This window comes from Micromonospora chersina, from assembly GCF_900091475.1.
Classification (GTDB): domain Bacteria; phylum Actinomycetota; class Actinomycetes; order Mycobacteriales; family Micromonosporaceae; genus Micromonospora; species Micromonospora chersina.
The window spans coordinates 4,138,565-4,156,018 of the sequence record NZ_FMIB01000002.1 but is presented as its reverse complement, the minus strand read 5'-3'; the positions used below and the strand labels follow the sequence as shown (position 1 = coordinate 4,156,018).

The 17,454-nt window shown below is 74.4% G+C and carries 20 protein-coding genes; 12 read left to right on the top strand and 8 right to left on the bottom strand.

From position 1 onward, the window contains the following. The first annotated feature begins 25 nt into the window (after positions 1-25). Positions 26-586 (top strand): NUDIX hydrolase, encoded by a 561-nt coding sequence (locus GA0070603_RS19305; protein ID WP_091316037.1) that lies wholly within the window; start codon positions 26-28, stop codon positions 584-586. Here the strand turns inward: GA0070603_RS19305 and GA0070603_RS19300 are convergent. Continuing rightward, entirely contained in the window at positions 573-1,646 is a 1,074-nt protein-coding gene (locus GA0070603_RS19300) for a hypothetical protein (protein WP_091316034.1), read from the bottom strand. The two genes, GA0070603_RS19305 and GA0070603_RS19300, sit on opposite strands and share 14 nt — an antisense overlap. Before the next feature lie 38 nt (positions 1,647-1,684). Beyond that, positions 1,685-2,005, bottom strand: coding sequence for a PadR family transcriptional regulator (locus GA0070603_RS19295; protein ID WP_091322105.1), 321 nt, complete (start codon positions 2,003-2,005; stop codon positions 1,685-1,687). 141 nt (positions 2,006-2,146) lie between these two features. Here GA0070603_RS19295 and GA0070603_RS19290 point away from each other — a divergent pair, with 141 nt between their 5' ends. Both GA0070603_RS19290 and GA0070603_RS19285 read left to right on the top strand, forming a co-directional pair. Continuing rightward, positions 2,147-3,199, top strand: a complete 1,053-nt coding sequence (locus GA0070603_RS19290) for a MerR family transcriptional regulator (protein ID WP_091316032.1) — start codon at positions 2,147-2,149, stop codon at positions 3,197-3,199. 49 nt (positions 3,200-3,248) lie between these two features. Then, entirely contained in the window at positions 3,249-4,127 is an 879-nt protein-coding gene (locus GA0070603_RS19285) for an LLM class flavin-dependent oxidoreductase (RefSeq protein WP_091322103.1), read from the top strand. Between the two features lie 3 nt (positions 4,128-4,130). Here the strand turns inward: GA0070603_RS19285 and GA0070603_RS19280 are convergent, their stop codons facing one another. The 3 genes from GA0070603_RS19280 to GA0070603_RS19270 form a co-directional block, all read right to left on the bottom strand. After that, positions 4,131-4,565: an ASCH domain-containing protein gene (locus GA0070603_RS19280; RefSeq protein WP_091316028.1), complete on the bottom strand. Its 435-nt coding sequence runs from the start codon at positions 4,563-4,565 to the stop codon at positions 4,131-4,133. Positions 4,566-4,658: 93 nt separating this feature from the next. Next, the gene (locus tag GA0070603_RS19275; protein ID WP_091316024.1) at positions 4,659-5,678 is read right to left on the bottom strand and encodes a questin oxidase family protein; all 1,020 of its coding nucleotides are present in this window, start codon (positions 5,676-5,678) and stop codon (positions 4,659-4,661) included. Between the two features lie 40 nt (positions 5,679-5,718). Beyond that, the gene (locus GA0070603_RS19270) at positions 5,719-6,267 is read right to left on the bottom strand and encodes a phosphoribosyltransferase (protein WP_208862913.1); all 549 of its coding nucleotides are present in this window, start codon (positions 6,265-6,267) and stop codon (positions 5,719-5,721) included. A 196-nt stretch (positions 6,268-6,463) separates the two neighbouring features. On the opposite strand from GA0070603_RS19270, the gene GA0070603_RS19265 reads away from it, so the two are divergent. From GA0070603_RS19265 to GA0070603_RS19250, 4 genes are all read left to right on the top strand, one after another. After that, positions 6,464-7,081, top strand: a complete 618-nt coding sequence (locus tag GA0070603_RS19265; RefSeq protein WP_091316018.1) for a septal ring lytic transglycosylase RlpA family protein — start codon at positions 6,464-6,466, stop codon at positions 7,079-7,081. A 100-nt stretch (positions 7,082-7,181) separates the two neighbouring features. Next, a complete protein-coding gene (locus GA0070603_RS19260) occupies positions 7,182-8,309 on the top strand; it encodes a PP2C family protein-serine/threonine phosphatase (protein ID WP_091316017.1) in 1,128 nt (375 codons plus the stop codon). Positions 8,310-8,449: 140 nt separating this feature from the next. After that, complete coding sequence (locus GA0070603_RS19255) at positions 8,450-10,306, top strand: acyl-CoA dehydrogenase (RefSeq protein ID WP_091316014.1); 1,857 nt, start codon at positions 8,450-8,452, stop codon at positions 10,304-10,306. Positions 10,307-10,480: 174 nt separating this feature from the next. Further along, complete coding sequence (locus GA0070603_RS19250; RefSeq protein ID WP_013283345.1) at positions 10,481-10,750, top strand: DUF6458 family protein; 270 nt, start codon at positions 10,481-10,483, stop codon at positions 10,748-10,750. 28 nt (positions 10,751-10,778) lie between these two features. Here GA0070603_RS19250 and GA0070603_RS19245 read toward each other — a convergent pair whose 3' ends face one another. Further along, complete coding sequence (locus tag GA0070603_RS19245) at positions 10,779-11,315, bottom strand: SixA phosphatase family protein (protein ID WP_091316011.1); 537 nt, start codon at positions 11,313-11,315, stop codon at positions 10,779-10,781. Between the two features lie 116 nt (positions 11,316-11,431). Between GA0070603_RS19245 and GA0070603_RS19240 the strand changes: the two genes are divergently transcribed. Continuing rightward, positions 11,432-11,722: a DUF6458 family protein gene (locus GA0070603_RS19240; protein ID WP_091316008.1), complete on the top strand. Its 291-nt coding sequence runs from the start codon at positions 11,432-11,434 to the stop codon at positions 11,720-11,722. Positions 11,723-11,786: 64 nt separating this feature from the next. On the opposite strand, the gene trhA is transcribed toward GA0070603_RS19240, so the two are convergent. Beyond that, positions 11,787-12,464, bottom strand: coding sequence for a PAQR family membrane homeostasis protein TrhA (gene trhA, locus GA0070603_RS19235; RefSeq protein WP_091322101.1), 678 nt, complete (start codon positions 12,462-12,464; stop codon positions 11,787-11,789). A gap of 76 nt (positions 12,465-12,540) precedes the next feature. Here trhA and GA0070603_RS19230 point away from each other — a divergent pair, with 76 nt between their 5' ends. From GA0070603_RS19230 to GA0070603_RS19220, 3 genes are read left to right on the top strand one after another with little or no spacing between them, the layout of a single operon-like run. Further along, positions 12,541-13,155: a 5-oxoprolinase subunit B family protein gene (locus GA0070603_RS19230; RefSeq protein ID WP_091316005.1), complete on the top strand. Its 615-nt coding sequence runs from the start codon at positions 12,541-12,543 to the stop codon at positions 13,153-13,155. Continuing rightward, complete coding sequence (locus tag GA0070603_RS19225) at positions 13,053-14,075, top strand: 5-oxoprolinase subunit C family protein (protein ID WP_425270512.1); 1,023 nt, start codon at positions 13,053-13,055, stop codon at positions 14,073-14,075. The genes GA0070603_RS19230 and GA0070603_RS19225 overlap by 103 nt, the downstream gene beginning before the upstream one ends. Then, positions 14,059-14,808 (top strand): LamB/YcsF family protein, encoded by a 750-nt coding sequence (locus GA0070603_RS19220; protein ID WP_091316000.1) that lies wholly within the window; start codon positions 14,059-14,061, stop codon positions 14,806-14,808. The genes GA0070603_RS19225 and GA0070603_RS19220 overlap by 17 nt, the downstream gene beginning before the upstream one ends. A gap of 16 nt (positions 14,809-14,824) precedes the next feature. On the opposite strand, the gene GA0070603_RS19215 is transcribed toward GA0070603_RS19220, so the two are convergent. Beyond that, complete coding sequence (locus GA0070603_RS19215) at positions 14,825-16,657, bottom strand: NHL domain-containing thioredoxin family protein (protein WP_091315997.1); 1,833 nt, start codon at positions 16,655-16,657, stop codon at positions 14,825-14,827. Positions 16,658-16,835: 178 nt separating this feature from the next. Here GA0070603_RS19215 and GA0070603_RS19210 point away from each other — a divergent pair, with 178 nt between their 5' ends. Further along, positions 16,836-17,414, top strand: coding sequence for a TIGR03086 family metal-binding protein (locus GA0070603_RS19210; RefSeq protein WP_091315993.1), 579 nt, complete (start codon positions 16,836-16,838; stop codon positions 17,412-17,414). Positions 17,415-17,454: the final 40 nt, after the last annotated feature.

The following is a 17,454-nucleotide window of genomic DNA, read 5'->3' as shown; positions in this document are numbered from 1 at the left end:
CGGACCGGCCTGGCAGCATGACGGCGTGCGGGACGAGATCCGGGCGCTGGTGAAGGCGCTCACGCCGGGCGACGAGCTGGAGGCGCGGCACCGGGAGACGGCACTGGCCTGGCTGGCCGGGACTGTGGACATCTTCCGCCGGGTGAAGCCGCGCACGCCCTCACCGCATTTGGTGGCCTACTTCCTGCTCCGGGACGAGACGGACGGGGCGGTGCTGCTGGTCGACCACCGCAAGGCCGGCATGTGGCTGCCCAGCGGCGGTCACGTCGAGCCCGGCGAGGATCCCGCGCGGACCGTACGCCGGGAGATGGTGGAGGAGTTGGGCGTGCCGGCCGTCTTCGCGCCGGCCCTCGGCGAGCGCCCGGCCTTCCTCACGGTGACCGAAACGGTCGGCCCGCCGGAGGAGCGGCACACCGACGTCAGCCTCTGGTACGTGCTGACCGGCAGCCGCGACCAGAAGCTCATCCCCGACCCGGCCGAGTTCCGGAGCGTCCGCTGGTGGACCCCCGCCGAGGTCGCCGCGGCCCTGCCCGGAACGGTCGAGCCGCACCTCGGCCGGATGCTCGCGAAGCTCAGCCGAGGCTGACCCTCAGCGGGTGCAGGTCCCGGCGGGGGGTCAGCGCGGTGGCCAGCAGGACCAGCGCGGCGGCCAGGCCGACCAGGAAGAACAGCGAGAGGGCCGGCTGGCCGAGCCACTCCCAGAGCGGGTGCCAGTTCGGGTGCGGCTCGTCGAGGTGGTGCGGGGCCAGCGACGCGGTGGACAGCAGCACGGGCCCCCACCAGAGGAACAGGGTGATCCCCAGCAGCAGGGGCGCCCGCCGCCGGTCCTCGGTGCGCCGGCTCGCCCAGGCGAACACCAGCCAGGCCAGGGCGCCGCCGACCAGCCCGGCCAGCACTGCGGCGGGAAGCACGGCCGGTGGCGCGGCCCGCCGCAACTCCACGCCGAGGTACGAGCCGAAGGAACGGGGGTCGTCGAAGGTGGCCCGGAGCAGGGTGTCGCCCCGGCGCGCCACCAGGACGGTCTCGACCGGCTGGCTCGCCGGGTCGCAGCGCGGGTCGGCGCAGGTCTGGAGGACCTCGGAGGTCGGCTCGTACACCTGCCAGCCGGCGCCCTGAAGGCGCTGCTGCGCGGTCGCCAGCGTCTCCGCCTCGGAGGTCGGCATGGGGCCGACCGCGGAGCCTCCGGCGCCGCCCTCCTGGTACTCGCCGCCGTCGCCGAGCAGCAGGTCGCGCAGGGACGCGCGGGACAGCGGCTGGCCGTAGATGACGAACAGCGCGCGGGAGGTCGACACGTCCTCGCCCAGCCGGTGGCCGGGGAACGCCTCGGCGAAGACCGCGGCGAACTCGGCCCGGTCCGGCTGCGGCCGGGAGGTCTCCCAGGCGACCCGGCTGGCCAGGGCGGCGGAGAACAGCCCGCAGATCAGCGCGGTGAGGACGGCCCACACGCCGACCGTGCTGCTGGCCGGCCGGCCGAGGCGGCAGCGCAGGCCACCGCGGATCAGGTCGACCGCCTCGCCGAGGGTGGGCCGGGTCTGCCCGGCGGGCGCGGCGTCGAGCAGCACGCCGAGCAGTTCCTCACCGTGCTCCCGCCGGTACGCGCGGGGATAGGCGAGCAGCAACCGGCGGTAGCGGTGGGTGAGCGACATGGTCTCCCCTGCGGTCGTCAGGCGTGGCGGGACGCGGGTCAGGCGGTGCGGGGGCGCAGGGCGCGCAGCCGGGTCTCGGCTGCGGTGGCGAGCTCGCGCAGCCGGGCGGTCTCGGTGGTGAGGGCGTCGAGGCCGGCGGGGGTGAGCCGGTAGTAGCGGCGCAGCCGGCCGTCGACCACCTCCTCGCGGTCGGGCTCGACGAGGGCCTGCGCGGTGAGCCGGTCCAGCGCGGTGTAGAGCGTGCCGGGCAGCAGTTTGACGCGCGTGGCGGAGAGCTGGGCGACCTCCTGGATGATCCCGTAGCCGTGCCGGGGGCCGCCGGCGAGCGCGGTGAGAATCAGGAAGGTGGGCTCCCGCATCTGGGTCACGTCAACAACATATGTAAGTGATCGATACATCGTCAACGCCTTGACCCTGCCCCTGCGGCAAGGCCCAGCGTGGTCCGTGCCGGTCGCCGCGACCGGCACGAGGAACGCGACAGGCGCGAGGAGGATGGGTCCGTGGAGCTGCTGACCATCGGGGCGTTCGCCCGCGCGGCACGCCTGACACCGAAGGCGCTGCGGCTCTACGACGAGCTGGGGCTGCTGCCACCGGCCGCCGTCGACCCGCACTCGGGCTACCGGTACTACGCGCCGGCCCAGCTCGACCGGGCGCGGCTGATCGCCGCGCTGCGCCGGGCCGGCATGCCGCTGGCCGAGATCCAGGCCGTCTGCGGCCTGCCGCCGGACGCCGCCGCCGAGGCGGTCGACGCCTGGTGGCGTCAGGTCAGCGCCGACACGGTGGCCCGCGGGCGCGCCGTCGCGCTCCTCGTCGACCAGCTCACCGAGAGGGGCACCACCATGTCCGACACCACCTTCCGGTACGCCGTCCGCTGCGAGACCGGCGCCGTCCGGGACTCCAACGAGGACACCGCGTACGCCAGCGCGACGCTGCTCGCCGTGGCGGACGGCATGCGGGGCCCAGGCGGGGCCGCCGCCAGCACCGCGGCCGTGGACGCGTTGCGGCCGCTGGAGCCGGCCGAAGCGCCGGCCGGTGACCTGCTCGCCGCGCTGGCCGACGCGGTGGGCGCGGCCGACCGGGCGGTACGCGCGCACGCCGCCGGCGACCACCAGCCGGTCACCACGCTCACCGCCATCCTGCGGCGCGGCACCCGGCTGGCCCTCGTGCACGTCGGGGACACCCGGGCGTACCTGCTGCGCGGCGGCGAGCTGTCCCGGCTCACCCAGGACCACACCTACGTCCAGTCGCTCGTCGACCAGGGAAGGCTCAGCCTGGCCGAGGCCGGGGCGCACCCGCAGCGGGCCCTGCTGGCCCGGGCCCTCGGTGCCGGCGAGGTCGAGGCCGATCTCGCGCTGCGGACGGCGCTGCCCGGCGACCGCTACCTGCTCTGCTCCGACGGGCTCGCCGCGGTGGTCGGCCCCGAGGCGCTGCACGCCACGCTCGCCGGGGCGGACGACCCGGAGACCGCCGTCGAGCGCCTGGTCGACCTCGCGTACGCGGCCGGCGCGCCCGACAACGTCGCGTGCGTGGTCGCCGACCTGGTGACGGCGTAGTCCCCCGACCCGGGTCGGCGTGTCCGACCCGGGTCGTACGCTGGCGATCATGCGAATTGGCATCGTGATCCTGCCCGACCAGCGCTGGTCGGACTCCCGGCGGCGCTGGCAGCAGGCGGACGAGTGGGGCTTCGACCACGCCTGGACCTACGACCACCTGGGGTGGCGCGACCTGGTCGACGGCCCCTGGTTCGACTCGATGACCACGCTCACCGCCGCCGCGACGGTGACCTCCCGGATCCGCCTCGGGACCCTGGTCGCCTCGCCGAACTTCCGGCACCCGGCGGCGTTCGCCCGGCAGATCACCGCGCTGGACGACGTCTCCGGGGGCCGGGTGCTGCTCGGCCTGGGCGCGGGCGGCATCGGCTTCGACTCGGCGGTTCTCGGCGGGGAGACCCTGCCGCCCCGGCAGCGGGTCGACCGGTTCGCCGAGTTCACCGAGCTGCTCGACCTGATCCTGCGGGAGGACGGCACGACCTGGCGGGGCGAGTGGTTCGCCGCGGTCGACGCGCGGAACAATCCCGGCTGCGTCCAGCAGCCCCGGGTGCCGTTCGTGGTCGCCGCGAACGGGCCCCGCTCGATGCGGCTGGTCGCCCGCTTCGGGCAGGGCTGGGTGACCACCGGGCTGGGCGGCGACGACCTGGAGAGCTGGTGGTCGACCGTGGCGGAGCTGTCCGCCCGGCTGGACGCGACGCTGGAGCAGGCCGGGCGCGACCCGGCCACTTTGGACCGCTACCTGTCGCTGGACTCGGCGCCGGTCTTCTCGCTGCGCAGCGCGGATTTCTTCGCCGAGCAGGTGGCCCGGGCCGCGCGGCTGGGCTTCACCGACGTGGTGACCCACTGGCCGCGCGCCAGCAGCTGGTACGCGGGCGACGAGGCGGTGCTGGTCGAGGCGGCGGAGCTGCTGCCGGAGCTGCGCCGGGCCTGACCGTCAGGTGCCCAGGTCGCCGGTGCTGATCCCGCCGTCCCCTGCGGAGACCAGCCGGAACCGGATGCAGACCACCTGGCTGTCGTCGTCGACGGGAAAGCCGACCCGGGCCCAGTAGCGGCGGTGCCCCTCGCGCCACTCCTCGATGGACCGGTCGCCCTCCCCCTCGGCACGGGCGAAGTCCCAGGACACGTCGGCGAAGCGGACCACCTCGACGCCGGTGACCTCGACGACGCCGATCAGCTTGTCGTCGTCGTCGACCAGGACCAGCCGTTCGCCGACGTGTTCCAACTCCTCGTTCTCGGCGGCGTACTCGTCGGTCAGCAGGCCGGCCGTGGCGGTCTTCACGCCCGACAGGACGAGGGTGTTGAGGGTGGTGCGCAGCTCGCCGGGCGTGCCGAGGGCGAGGGTGCGGAGTCCACCGATGCGGGGCCACATCCTGCCGAGGCTAACGGCCGGCCGTCGGCCCGTCGCGGGATTTCGCCCGCCCCCAGGGACCGGGCCGGGTCTGCTCCGCCGTCGAGGACTTCGTCAGATGAGCTGACCGGCGTAGCCGGCGGCGGCCAGCACCCGGGCGTCGCCCGTGGCGGCGTGCGCCTCCAGCACCGCGTCGGCCAGCTTCACCACGTGCGCGTCGCCGTGCCGGGCGGCCCGGGCGAACACCTCAGCGGGCCCGCCGTCGCTCACCGCCGGTGCGGGGGCCGGCGTGGGTGGGGCGTACACCGAGGTCACGGCGGCCGTGGCGGACCAGGCCGCGGCGACGCTCGGCGCCCAGAGCGCCGGATCCAGGGCCGGCAGGGTACGCAGCACAGCGGTCGGCGCGGTCACCGCGTGCACCAGCATCACCGGGTTGCCGTGCCCGAACCGGAGGTAGTCGAGCCCGGCCCGGTGCACCAGCTCGGTGAGGGTCCGCTCGGCTCCGGCCGGGTCGACCGGCGGGCGCAGCGCCGACACCGCGCCGGACCACCCGGGCAGGTCGGGCAGCCGGCCCAGCCGGTCCCGGATCCCGCCGGTCTGCGTCGGGATCCGGGGCACCGCGGCGAGCGCGGCCGGCACGTCGGACCGCCCGGTGAGCGGGCCGGCGCCGGGCACCGGCTGCCAGCGCGCGGCCCAGTAACCGAGCGCCTGGCCCAGCTCGGCCAGCCGCTTCGGGTTCTCCCCGTCGCTGCGCAGCACCCGCACCGCGTGCCCGACCCGGATCACCCCGTGTGTGGCGCCGGCCGCGATGCCCGGCAGCAGCCGTGGCCACCATTCGCCGAGCACCTCGCGCCAGGGTCGCTCGCGCAGCTCCCGGTCGAAGTGGGCGAGCCAGTCGCCGGCCCGTTTCGGGTCGCCCAGCGCGGCCCGCCAGTCGTCGACCGGACGCAGGCCGCGGGGCAGCTCGTCGAGCCGGCGCAGGTAGTCGTCCAGCCAGCGGTGCACCCGGGCGCCGTGGCCGTGGCGGACCAGCGCCTCGACCGCCATCGGTCCGTGGTTCGAGAGCCAGCCTTCGAACTCCGGGCCGGTCCGGTGCAGCCGTTGGTACGCCTCGTCGAGGATGCCGTCGTCCATGGTCCGATCCTCGGAGTTGAAGCGCCCTTCAGGTCAACCCTCAGGGCAGCTGTTCCCCGGTGAGCAGTGCGCGCAGCCGGAGCCGCTCGGCGACCGGCGCCGGACAGGTCGCCACGAGCGCGGCGGTGCCCACGAACTCGGCCCCGCTGTCCCGGACCAGGCGGTGCAGCGCGTCGAGCTGCGCCCCGGTGGCCACCCAGTCGTCGGCAAGCAGCACCCGGTCGCCGGGGCCCAGCCGGCGGGCGTCCACGCCGATCCGGAGCTGCCGGCCCCGGTAGTCCGGGGGTGTCTCGGCCCAGCGCATCGGCCCGACCCGGCGCCGCTCCCCGCCGTCCTTGTACGCCGGCAGGAACCCCGCGCCGGCGGCCACCGCGACCAGTGGACCCAGCAGCAGCCCGGTCACCTCGGGGGCGATCACCACGGTCGGCCGGGCGGCCGGGAAGAGGCCGGCCAGGGCGGGCCCGACCCCGGCGAGCACCTCGGGATCCCGCCACCAGCCGGAGAGGTCACTGACGAGGTGACTGCTCCCCGGGCCGGGGTCGACCCAGCGGAACAGCTCGACCAGGCGTCGGCTCAGCACGCCCCCCATCCTGGGGCACCGGTGCCAGGCGCTGTCGCACCGCCCTCGGCCAGCGCTGATTCCTCCGTTCGGTGGAGTGGCGCTGGTTCGATCGGCTACACGTACCGGGGTAAATGCGGGCATAGCACCATGATCACGTTGACTTCGGAAGTGCTTCTCTCGTTACGGTCCGAGCCAGTTTGTTCAGCAGACGAAAGGACCGGCGGTGGCTGGTAGGCACCTTCGTACCCGCAAGTTCTCCTCGCCGGCCGGCATCGCCGCCACCGCGGCCGTCGGCGTGGTGCTGGCCGTCGGCGGCACCGTCGGCGCGGTCCAGCTCACCTCGGCCGAGCCCGCCGCCGGGCCGGCCGCGGTCGAGGCCCTGCCCAGCACCCTCGCCCCCACCTCGGCGTCCCCCTCCGCCTCGCCGAGCGCGTCGCCGAGCCTCAGCCCCTCGCCGAAGGCCACCCCGACCCGGACGCAGGCGGCCTCCCGGAGCAAGACCCGGACCGCCAGCCCGAAGCCGACCGCGAAGAAGACCACCACCGCCCCGAAGGTCGTGGACAGCGGCTCCTGCGGCGCGTCCTTCTACGACGAGGGCCAGATGACGGCCAACGGCGAGACGTTCAACCCGGACGCGCTGACCGCCGCGCACAAGACCCTGCCCTTCAACACGAGGGTCCGGGTGACCAACCCGACCAACGGCAAGTCGGTCGTGGTGCGGATCAACGACCGCGGCCCGTACATCGACGGCCGGTGCATCGACCTGTCCCGGGCCGCCTTCGCCGCGATCGCCTCGACCGACCTCGGCGAGCTGACCGTCAGGTACGAGGTCCTCGGCTGACCGGGTGACCGGCGGCGATCGGGTCGGCGGCGGGATCCGGCCGGGCAGAACATCCTCGGACGACGGGCCAGGTTCATTCACCCGTTCACGTCCATCAGGCATGCTGTGCGGTGTACGCACGCAACCCTTCCAGTCGGGCCACGGCCCGCTGAGCCCCGGATCCCGCGCCGGTCTCGGCGCGGCCCTCGCGCTGCTCGCGATCGTCTCCGCCGTGGAACTGGCCGACGGCCGTCCCGCGCACTACGTCGCGCTGATGGTGGCCGCCCCGTTCCTCGCCGCCGCGCTCGCGTCCTGGCGGGTGGTGCTCGGGGTGGGCCTGCTCGCCACCGGGATCGGGGCCGCGTTCGCCCTCGCCGAGCAGACCATGTCGCTGGTCACCGCGGTCAACGTGGCCGGCATCGCGCTGGCCACCGCGATCGCCGGCGCCGTGGCGGCGGTACGCCAGCGCCAGTCCGAGCGGATCGCCGAGCTGTCCCGGCTCGCCTCGGTCGCCCAGCAGGCGGTGCTCCGGCCGCTGGGCCCACAGGTCGGCACGCTGGCGGTGGCCGCCCGCTACATCTCCTCCACGGCGACCGCCGAGATCGGCGGCGACCTCTACGAGGCGATGGACACCCCGTACGGCGTCCGCATGATCATCGGTGACGTGCGCGGCAAGGGGCTGGACGCGGTCCGGCTGGCGAGCATCGTCCTCGGCTCCTACCGGCACGTGGCGTACGAGCGGGCCGACCTGCGCGCCGTGGTGACCGACCTGGACCGGGCGGTGGCCCGCAACGTGGGCGACGAGGACTTCGTGACCGCCGCGCTGGTCGAGGAGCGGGGCGGCACACTCACCATCGTCAACTGCGGCCACCCGCCGCCGCTGCTGCTGCGCCGGGGCGCGGTGATCCCGCTGGAACCGCCCGCGCCCGCGCCGCCGCTCGGCTTCATGCCGGTGGTCCGGCCCCGGGTCGAGCGGCTGGAGCCCGGCGACCGCCTGCTCCTCTTCACCGACGGGCTGGGCGAGGCGCGCCGGGACGGGGAGTTCTTCCCGACCGCCGACCGGGCCTGGCGGCTGCTCGGCCACGGCACCGTCGCCGACGGTCTCGCCTCACTGGAGACCGCCCTTGTCGAGTGGGTGCACGGCCGGCTCGACGACGACATCGCGCTGGTCCTCATGGAGTACACCGGGCCGCGCAGCGCCACCGCGGCGCCCGTGCCGAGCTGGGAGGTCGGCGCGGCGGAGAGCTGAGCCGGCGGTCGGCCCATCGGGTGAACGGGAAGTGTGTAATCGCTGTCACTTCCGAGATCGGCTTGTCGTTGGCTACCGGCGAGTAATACAGTCTGGAGTTACTGATCGGTAACACCTGTCCGGAAGCGGGGCCAGCGAGCATGACCCACTACAAGAGCAACCTTCGGGACCTCGAGTTCAACCTCTTCGAGGTCTTCGGGGCGGACCGGACGTTCGGCCAGGCGCCGTACACGGACCTGGACGTCGACACCGCCCGTAGCTTCCTCTCCGAGGTCGACCGCCTGGCCCGCGAGGACCTGGCCGCCAGCTACTCGGACAGCGACCGCAACCCGCCGGTCTTCGACCCGGCGACGCACACCGCGCCGCTGCCGGAGTCGTTCAAGAAGTCCTACCAGGCGTTCATGGACTCGGAGTTCTGGCGGCTGGACCTGCCGGAGGCCCTCGGCGGCACCAACGCCCCGCGCGCCCTCTGGTGGTCGCTCGCCGAGCTGGTGCTCGGCGCCAACGCCCCGATCTGGATGTACGCCTCCGGCCCGTCCTTCGCGCACGTGCTGCACGTCGAGGGCACCGAGCAGCAGAAGAAGTGGGCCCGCCTCTTCATCGAGAAGCAGTGGGGCTCGACCATGGTGCTGACCGAGCCGGACGCCGGCTCGGACGTGGGCGCCGGTCGCACCCGGGCGATCCAGCAGCCTGACGGCTCGTGGCACATCGAGGGCGTGAAGCGCTTCATCACCTCGGGCGAGCACGACCTGACCGACAACATCGTCCACTACGTGCTGGCCCGCCCGGTCGGCGTCGAGGGCGTCGGCGGCCCGGGCACCAAGGGCCTGTCCCTCTTCGTCGTGCCGAAGTTCCACTTCGACGAGGAGACCGGCGAGCTGGGCGAGCGCAACGGCGTCTTCGCCACGAACGTCGAGCACAAGATGGGCCTGAAGGTCTCCAACACCTGCGAGGTGACCTTCGGCGAGCACGGCGTGCCGGCCAAGGGTTGGCTGCTCGGCGAGAAGCACGACGGCATCCGGCAGATGTTCATGATCATCGAGTACGCCCGGATGATGGTCGGCACCAAGGCGATCGCCACCCTCTCCACCGGTTACCTGAACGCCCTGGAGTACGCCAAGAACCGGGTGCAGGGGGCCGACCTGGTCCAGCAGACCGACAAGACCGCCCCGCGGGTGACGATCACCCACCACCCGGACGTGCGCCGCTCGCTGCTCATGCAGAAGTCGTACGCCGAGGGCCTGCGGGCGCTGGTCTGCTACACGGCCACCTGGCAGGACAAGGTGGCGGTCGCCGAGGCGGCCGGCGACGAGAAGGCCACCAAGCTGGCCAAGCGGGTCAACGACCTGCTCCTCCCGCTGGTCAAGGGTGTCGGCTCGGAGCGGGCGTACGAGCTGCTCGGCCACGAGTCGCTCCAGACCTTCGGCGGCTCCGGCTTCCTCCAGGACTACCCCCTGGAGCAGTACGTCCGGGACGCCAAGATCGACACCCTGTACGAGGGCACGACCGCGATCCAGAGCCTCGACCTGATCTTCCGGAAGATCGTCCGGGACAACGGCAAGGCGCTCATGGCGGTCGCCGGCGAGATCCAGGAGTTCATCGCCTCCGAGGCCGGCAACGGCCAGCTCAAGGAGGAGCGGCAGGCGCTCGGCAAGGCGCTCGGCGAGATCCAGAACATCCTCGGCGTGATGATGGGCTGGCTGACCGAGGCCCAGGGCGGCGACGCCCGCGCCCTCTACAAGGTCGGCCTGAGCAGCCGCCGGTTCCTGCTGGCGATCGGCGACCTGGTGGTCGGCTGGCTGCTCCAGAAGCAGGCGGACGTGGCGCTGAAGGCCCTCGGCGGCGAGGTCTCCGCCAGCGACAAGGCGTTCTACACCGGCAAGGTGGCCGCCGCCCGGTTCTTCGCCCGCGAGGTGCTGCCCCGCATCGGCGCCGACCGGCGGATCATCGAGGGCGCCGACCTGGAGATCATGGACCTCCCGGAGGAGGCGTTCTGATCCCCCAGGGGGTGATTCGACCCTGACGACCGGCCGGCGGCCGGCGAGCGCACAGCTCGCCGGCCGCCGCCGTGTTTTCCGCCCCTGGCCGGTAGGCCGGCCGCATGGCGGGTAACCGTCGCGGACCACGACAGGGCACGCCCAAGGGCCACCGCACGGGGGAGTGCAGCGCACATGGGCATTGGCAGCGCCATCTTTCTCATCGCGCTCGGCGCGATCATGACCTTCGCCATCCGGGCCAACGTCTGGTGGATCGACCTGCGCGCGGTCGGCTGGGTGTTCATCCTGGCCGGACTGGGCGTGCTGCTCACCACGCTCTGGTTCTGGCAGGACCGGCGCAAGCGCGCACGCACGCTCATCGTGGAGGAGAACCGGCTGTCCCACCCGACCGCCATGATGCCCCCGCCGCCGGACCCGCCGCCGCCCACCGCGCCGCCGTCCTGACCGGCCGAGCCCACCCGCCCGGGTGGGCTCAGCCGCGTGCGGTGTGCCGGGCCGTGATCGGCGCCCCGCCCGGCGCCAGGTCGGCCCACCGGGTGGTGGGCCGATGCACGACCAGGTCCGTGGTGCGCAGCCCGTCCGGATCCGCCCGCTCGGGGTCGAGCAGCGCGGAGAGCAGCGAGATGCCGGGATTGTGGGCGATCAGCAGCACGTAGCGGGCGTCCGGGTCGACCCTCCGGACCAGGTCCAGCAGCCCGTCCGGGTGCGCCTCGTACGCGGCCGGCTCGTAGCGCACCGCCGGCACCGGCCCCGTCGGACCCCCCTCCGGCGGGGACCCGGTCGCGCCCAGCGCCACCCCGTGCCAGGTCTGCCTGGTCCGCCGGGCGGTCGAGCAGAGCACCACGTCGGGAAGCAGCGCGTGCCGGGCCAGCCAGGCGCCGGCCGCCGCCGCGTCGGCGTGCCCGCGTGCGGTCAGCGGCCGCTCCTCGTCCGGGTCCGCCGGGGACTGCTCGGCCTTGGCGTGCCGCAACAGCACCAACGTCCGCTGCTGGTTCGTGCCGTCGGTCATGCGCTCAGCTTGCCTGATTGGCGATCCGAGCGCCTGGGTATGTCGATGTGTGCCGCTACCTCATCCATGGCCGCGGCGGGCAGGAAACGCCAGCAGGACGCCAAGGAGGCGACGTCATGGGCATCGGTGCCAGCATCTTCCTGATCGCGCTCGGCGCGATCTTCGCGTTCGCCATCGACGCCAACCTGGGGTGGCTGAACCTGAACGTGGTGGGTTGGGTGCTCATGCTCGCCGGTGTGGCGGGCCTGCTCACCACGCTCTACTTCTGGAACAGCCGCCGCCGCGTGGTGGCCGCCCCGGTGCGCGAGCGCGTCGTGGCCGAGCCGGTCGTGCCGGTGCAGGACGACCGGGTCGTGCGCGAGGAGTACCGCGAGGTGCGCCGGCCGGGTTCGGGCTACCCCGCCTGATCCGCACCGCGAACGTCGGGGGCCCCGCAACGGCGCGGGGCCCTCGCCCTTTCCCCTGCGGCGCTCAGGCGAACAGCGCGAAGTAGATCGCGATGTGGTGGCAGATCGCGGCGACCAGAGTGCAGGCGTGGAAGAACTCGTGGTGGCCGAAGACGGTGGGCCACGGGTTCGGCCGGCGCAGCGCGTAGAAGACCGCGCCGACGCTGTAGATGGCCCCGCCGACGCTCAGCAGCACCAGGGCGGTGACCCCGCCGGCGTGCAGGATCTCCGGCAGCATCGCCACCGCGACCCAGCCGAGCGCCAGGTAGAGCGGGGCGGAGACCCAGCGCGGCGCGTGCGGCCAGATCAGCTTGACCGCCACCCCGGCCAGCGCGCCGCCCCACACCAGGCTGAGCATGATCGTGGCGTGCCGGGTGTCCAGCAGCAGGGCGCAGAACGGCGTGTAGGTGCCGGCGATGAACACGAAGATCATCGAATGGTCCATCCGGCGCATGATCTGGTAGCCCCGCTCAGACCAGACCCGGCGGTGGTAGAGCGCGCTGGTGCCGAAGAGGCCGCACACGGTGAGGCTGTAGATCAGGCAGCTCACCAGCGGCGCCCACCCGGGACGGGCGGCGGCGATGGAGCACAGCACGATGCCGCAGACGAGCGCGGCGAAGAACGCGTAGGTGTGCAGCCAGCCGCGCATCCGGGGCTTCCCGATGTCGACCGGCTTGAGCCGGAGCGGTGCGGAGGTGGTCACGCCCATTAGGTTACGACACCGTAGGTTACTTGCAAGTAGTGTGGACCGTCACGGCCGCTGACGCGAGGATGACGGGATGCGGATCCGGCCCGTCGGCGCGCACGCCCTGCTCCTTGACTGCGACGGCCCCGAACAGGTCGAGGCGTGGCGGGCCGAGCTGTGGCGCCGCCGCGCGGCGGGCGATCTGAGCGCCGTCGAGATCGTCCCGGCGGCGGCCACCGTGCTCGTCGACGGCGTGCCCGACCCCGCGGCCGCCGCCGCGCGGATCGCCGGGTGGGCCCCGGAAGGCACCGCCGCCGCCACCACCGGCGCCGCCGAGGTCCGGATCCCCACGGTGTACGACGGTGCCGACCTGCCCGCCGTCGCCGAGCACTGGGGCGTCGACGTGCCGGCCGTGGTGGAGCGGCTGCACCGGACCGAGTTCCGGGTGGCGTTCTGCGGGTTCGCGCCGGGGTTCGCGTACCTCACCGGGTTGCCGGCCGAACTGGCGGTGCCCCGGCTCGCCACCCCGCGCACCCGGGTGCCGGCCGGCTCGGTGGCGCTTGCCGGCCCGTACGCCGGGATCTACCCGACCGCCTCGCCCGGCGGCTGGCTGCTGGTCGGGCGGACCGACCTGGTCCTCTTCGACGTGCACGCCGACCCACCGGCCCGGCTCACCCCCGGCACCCGCGTCCGGCTGGTGCGCCAGTGATCGACGTGCTCCGGGCCGGTGCCCTCACCACCGTGCAGGACCAGGGCCGCCCCGGCTGGGCCCACCTCGGCGTGCCCCGGTCCGGCGCCCTCGACCCGGCCGCGCTGCGACTGGCCAACCGGCTCGTCGGCAACCCCGAGCACGCCGCCGGCCTGGAGATCACCCTGACCGGCTGCGAGCTGCGCTTCACCCGGGCCGTCACCGTGGCACTCACCGGCGCGCCGGTAGACGTGCTGGTCGAACGCCGGCCCTCCGACGCGGCGCCCTCCGACGCGGCGCCCGTCGAGCGCGGGCCCGTCGAGCCCACGCATGTCGAGCGCCGGCCCGGGGACACGGGGCGGCCGCTGTCGCTGCCCGCCGGGGCGATCCTGCGGATCGGTCCCGCCCGCGCCGGGGTGCGAAGCTGGCTCGCCGTCTCCGGCGGGATCGCTGTCGAACCCGTGCTCGGCAGCCGGGCCACCGACACCCTCTCCGGCCTCGGACCGTCCCCGCTGCGCGACGGCGACCGGCTCCCCGTGGGCGCCCCCACCGGGCCGCCGGCCCCGGTGGACCTCACCGTCGCCCCGGCCGTGCCGGCCGGACTGCGGCTGGCCCTGCGCCCCGGCCCCCGGCAGGACTGGTTCACCCCCGCCGCGCTCGACCTGCTGCTGCGCACCGCGTACGCCGTCAGCCCGGCCAGCAACCGGGTCGGCGCGCGACTGGCCGGCGCGGCCCTGCCCCGCGCGCTGGCCGGCGAGCTGCCCAGCGAGGGCCTCGTCCTCGGCGCGGTGCAGGTGCCGCCCGACGGCCAGCCGCTGATCTTCCTGGCCGACCACCCCACCACCGGCGGATACCCGGTCATCGGGGTGGCGGACGACGTGACCCCGCTCGCGCAGGCCCGCCCAGGGACTACGGTGACGTTCCATGGACCTCAACGCTGACCTCGGTGAGGGATTCGGCATCTGGCGGCTCGGCGACGACGAGGCGCTGCTGGGACTGGTCACCTCCGCCAACGTCGCCTGCGGCTTCCACGGCGGCGACGCGTCCACCATGCACCGGGTCTGCGCGGCCGCCGTCCGGCGCGGGGTCGCCGTCGGCGCCCAGGTCGGCTACCGGGACCTCGCGGGATTCGGCCGGCGGCACATCGCGTACGACTTCGCCACGCTGCGCGACGAGACGATCTACCAGCTCGGCGCGCTGGACGCCTTCTGCCGGCTGGCCGGCGCCCGGGTCCGCTACCTCAAGCCGCACGGCGCGCTCTACCACGCGGCCGCCTGCGACGAGGCCCAGGCCGCCGCGCTGGTCGCCGCGGTCAGCGGGTACGACCACGAGCTGCCGGTGCTCTGCCCGCCCGGCTCGGTGCTCGCGCAGCTGGCCGTGGGCGCCGGCCTGCGGGTGGTCGCCGAGGGCTTCGCCGACCGGAACTACCTGCCCAACGGGCAGCTGGTGCCCCGGAGCGCCCCGAACGCGCTGGTCAGCGACCCCGACGAGGTGGCCGCCCGGGCGGTCCGGATGGCCACCGAGCGGACCGTGGTCGCCGTCGACGGCAGCGTGGTGCCCTGCCCGGTCGAGTCGATCTGCCTGCACGGCGACACCCCGGGCGCGGTGCGCTGCGCCGAACTGGTCCGGGCCGCGCTCATCGACGCCGGGGTCACGCCCACCCCGTTCGCCTGAGCGGCGGCCCGGCCCGTCAGGCGTCCAGGCCGCGCAGCACCAGCGGCAGGCGCGTCGCCCCGCCGGCCACGACCCGGACCGGCACACCCCAGTCCTGCCGGGTCAGGTGGCAGGCCGCGTGCTCCACGTCGGCGTCACACGTGGCCGCCTGGGCGGTCACCTGGAGCACCCCCTGCGCCACGTCGCCACTGAGCACCAGGCGGCGGGACAGGTCGGTGCTCGTCCCGGCCCCCTCGACCAGCAGCTCCGGCGGGGACGCCGAGACCACCACCCGGGTCGACGGCCCGTACGTCTCGTCCAGCTTCTGCCCGGGTGCCGGCGTGAAGATCACGTCGAGGGTCAGCTCGCCGGCAGCCACGTCGGTGGGCTTGCGCTCCAGCTTGTGCCGCGGGCCGTCCACGGTGTTCGCGCCCGCCGCGGTCAGCGCGCCCGGTGCCAGCCGGGTCAGCCGGTGCGCGGCCGACTCGACCACCAGCACCTCGCCCTCGGTGGTGAGCACCAGGTCGCTCGGCTCGGCCAGCCCGTCGGCCACCGTGGCGACCTGGTTCGTCTCCGGGTCGAAGCGGCGCACCGCGCCGTTGTAGGTGTCGGCGATCAGCACCGAGCCGTCCGGCAGCGCGCACACCCCGAGCGGGTGCTGGAGCAGTGCCCGGTCGGCCGGGCCGTCGACGTGGCCGAAGTCGAACAGGCCCTGCCCCACGGCGGTGCCCATCACGCCGTTCTCCACGAAGCGGATCGCGCTGGTCTCGCTGTCGGCCACCCACAGCCGCGCCCCGTCGGCCGAGACGGACAGGCCGGAGGGCTGGGCCATCCAGACATCCGGCAGCGGGCCGTCGCGCAGCGCCTCGACGGTGGTGCCGGCGTACATGCCGGCGGTCCGCTTCGTCGGGTCGAACCACCAGAGCTGGTGGATGCCGGCCATGGCGACCACGACCCGGTCGTCGTACCAGGCCACGTCCCAGGGGGAGGAGAGGTCGACGGCGCGGGCGTCGTGCGCGTGGTCGTCGACCGTCGAGCGCCACTGCCGTCCGCTGCCGGCGACCGTGACCACCTCGCCGGTGTCCAGCTTCACGCCGCGCAGCAGGTGGTTGACGGTGTCCGCGACGACCAGGTCGTAGCCGGCCACCTCGGCCACGTGCGGCGGCAGCAGGCAGAGCCCCTGCGGCTCGGAGAAGGTGGCGACCTCTGCCGGGCCGTCGGCGTGGCCACGGTCGCCCGTGCCGATCCGCCGGACCAGGGTCTCCCCGTCCGGGGCCAGCTCGACAAGGGAGTGCCGGGCCGAGTCGGAGACCAGCAGGTTGCCGCCGTCGAGCACCACGGCCTTGCCGGGGAAGCGCAGCGCGGTGTCCGGCTCGGCCGGCGGCACGTACGGGCCCTCGCCCCGGTGCAGGGTGCCCTTCGCCTCGTGGGTGGCGATCAGGTCGTCGATCAGCCGGGCGAGTCCCTCGGCGTGCCCCTCGCCGGCCATGGTGGCCACCACGTAGCCCTCGGGGTCGACCACCGACAGGGTCGGCCAGGCCTTGGCGGCGTACTGCTGCCACATGTCCATCTCGGGGTCGTCGAGCACCGGGTGGTGCACGCCGTACCGCTCGACGGCGGCGGCGAGGGCCACCGGGTCCTTCTCGTGCTCGAACTTCGGCGAGTGCACCCCGATGACGACCAGGACGTCGCCGTACTTCTCCTCGAGCGGGCGCAGTTCGTCGAGCACGTGCAGGCAGTTGATGCAGCAGAAGGTCCAGAAGTCCAACAGAGCGATCTTGCCGCGGAGGTCGGCCAGGGTGACGTCCCTGCCGCCGGTGTTCAGCCAGCCCCGGCCGCGCAGCTCGGGTGCCCGTACTCGTGCGCTCATGCCCCCATCGTGCCGCACCGCGGGCGACGGCCGGCCCGATGGGGCGGTGAAGAGCGACACGCCGCGACCGGCTGGGCCGGCGGACCGGCCCCGCCGCGAAACAAGTATGGAACGGATCATTCCGCTCTGCTACAGTGAAGCGGAACGAAGCATTCCGTTCGACGAAAGGACCGGCCTCGTGAGCTTCCCCGTCCTCACCACCGCCCTCGACCTCCTGCGCCGCACCGCCGAGGGAGTGCCGGCCGACCGGCTCGACGACCCGACCCCGTGCGACAGGTGGACCGTCGGGCAGGTGCTCATGCACGCGGCCGGCGACCAGCACGCCTGGGCGGCGTCCGTCGGCGCGGGCGACCTGCCGGCGTACAACCCGTTCGACCCGCCGCGGGGTCACGAGGAGGGCGTCCAGGGCGTCGTGCGGAGCGCCGTCGAGGCCGCCGACGCGGCGTGGGCGCGGGTCGACCCGTCCGCCGGACCGGTCGGCACGCCGCTGCCGCCCGTACCGACCCTGGACCCGCAGCTCGCCGCCGCCGCCTGCGCGCTGGACGCCGCGGTCCACGCCTGGGACGTCGCGGTGGCCACCGGGCAACCGGCGCCGCTCACCGCCGAGCTGGCCGCCCAGCTGATGCCGGCGGCCCGGGCGACCGTCGAGCCGCTGCGCGGATTCGCGTACGCCGCCGCGCTGCCCGCCCGGCCCGGCGACGACCCGGTCGCCGCCCTGCTGGGCTACCTCGGCCGCGATCCCCAGTGGACGAGGTGACGACGGGCAGCGGAGACGACGACGGCGGGGCCACGGATCA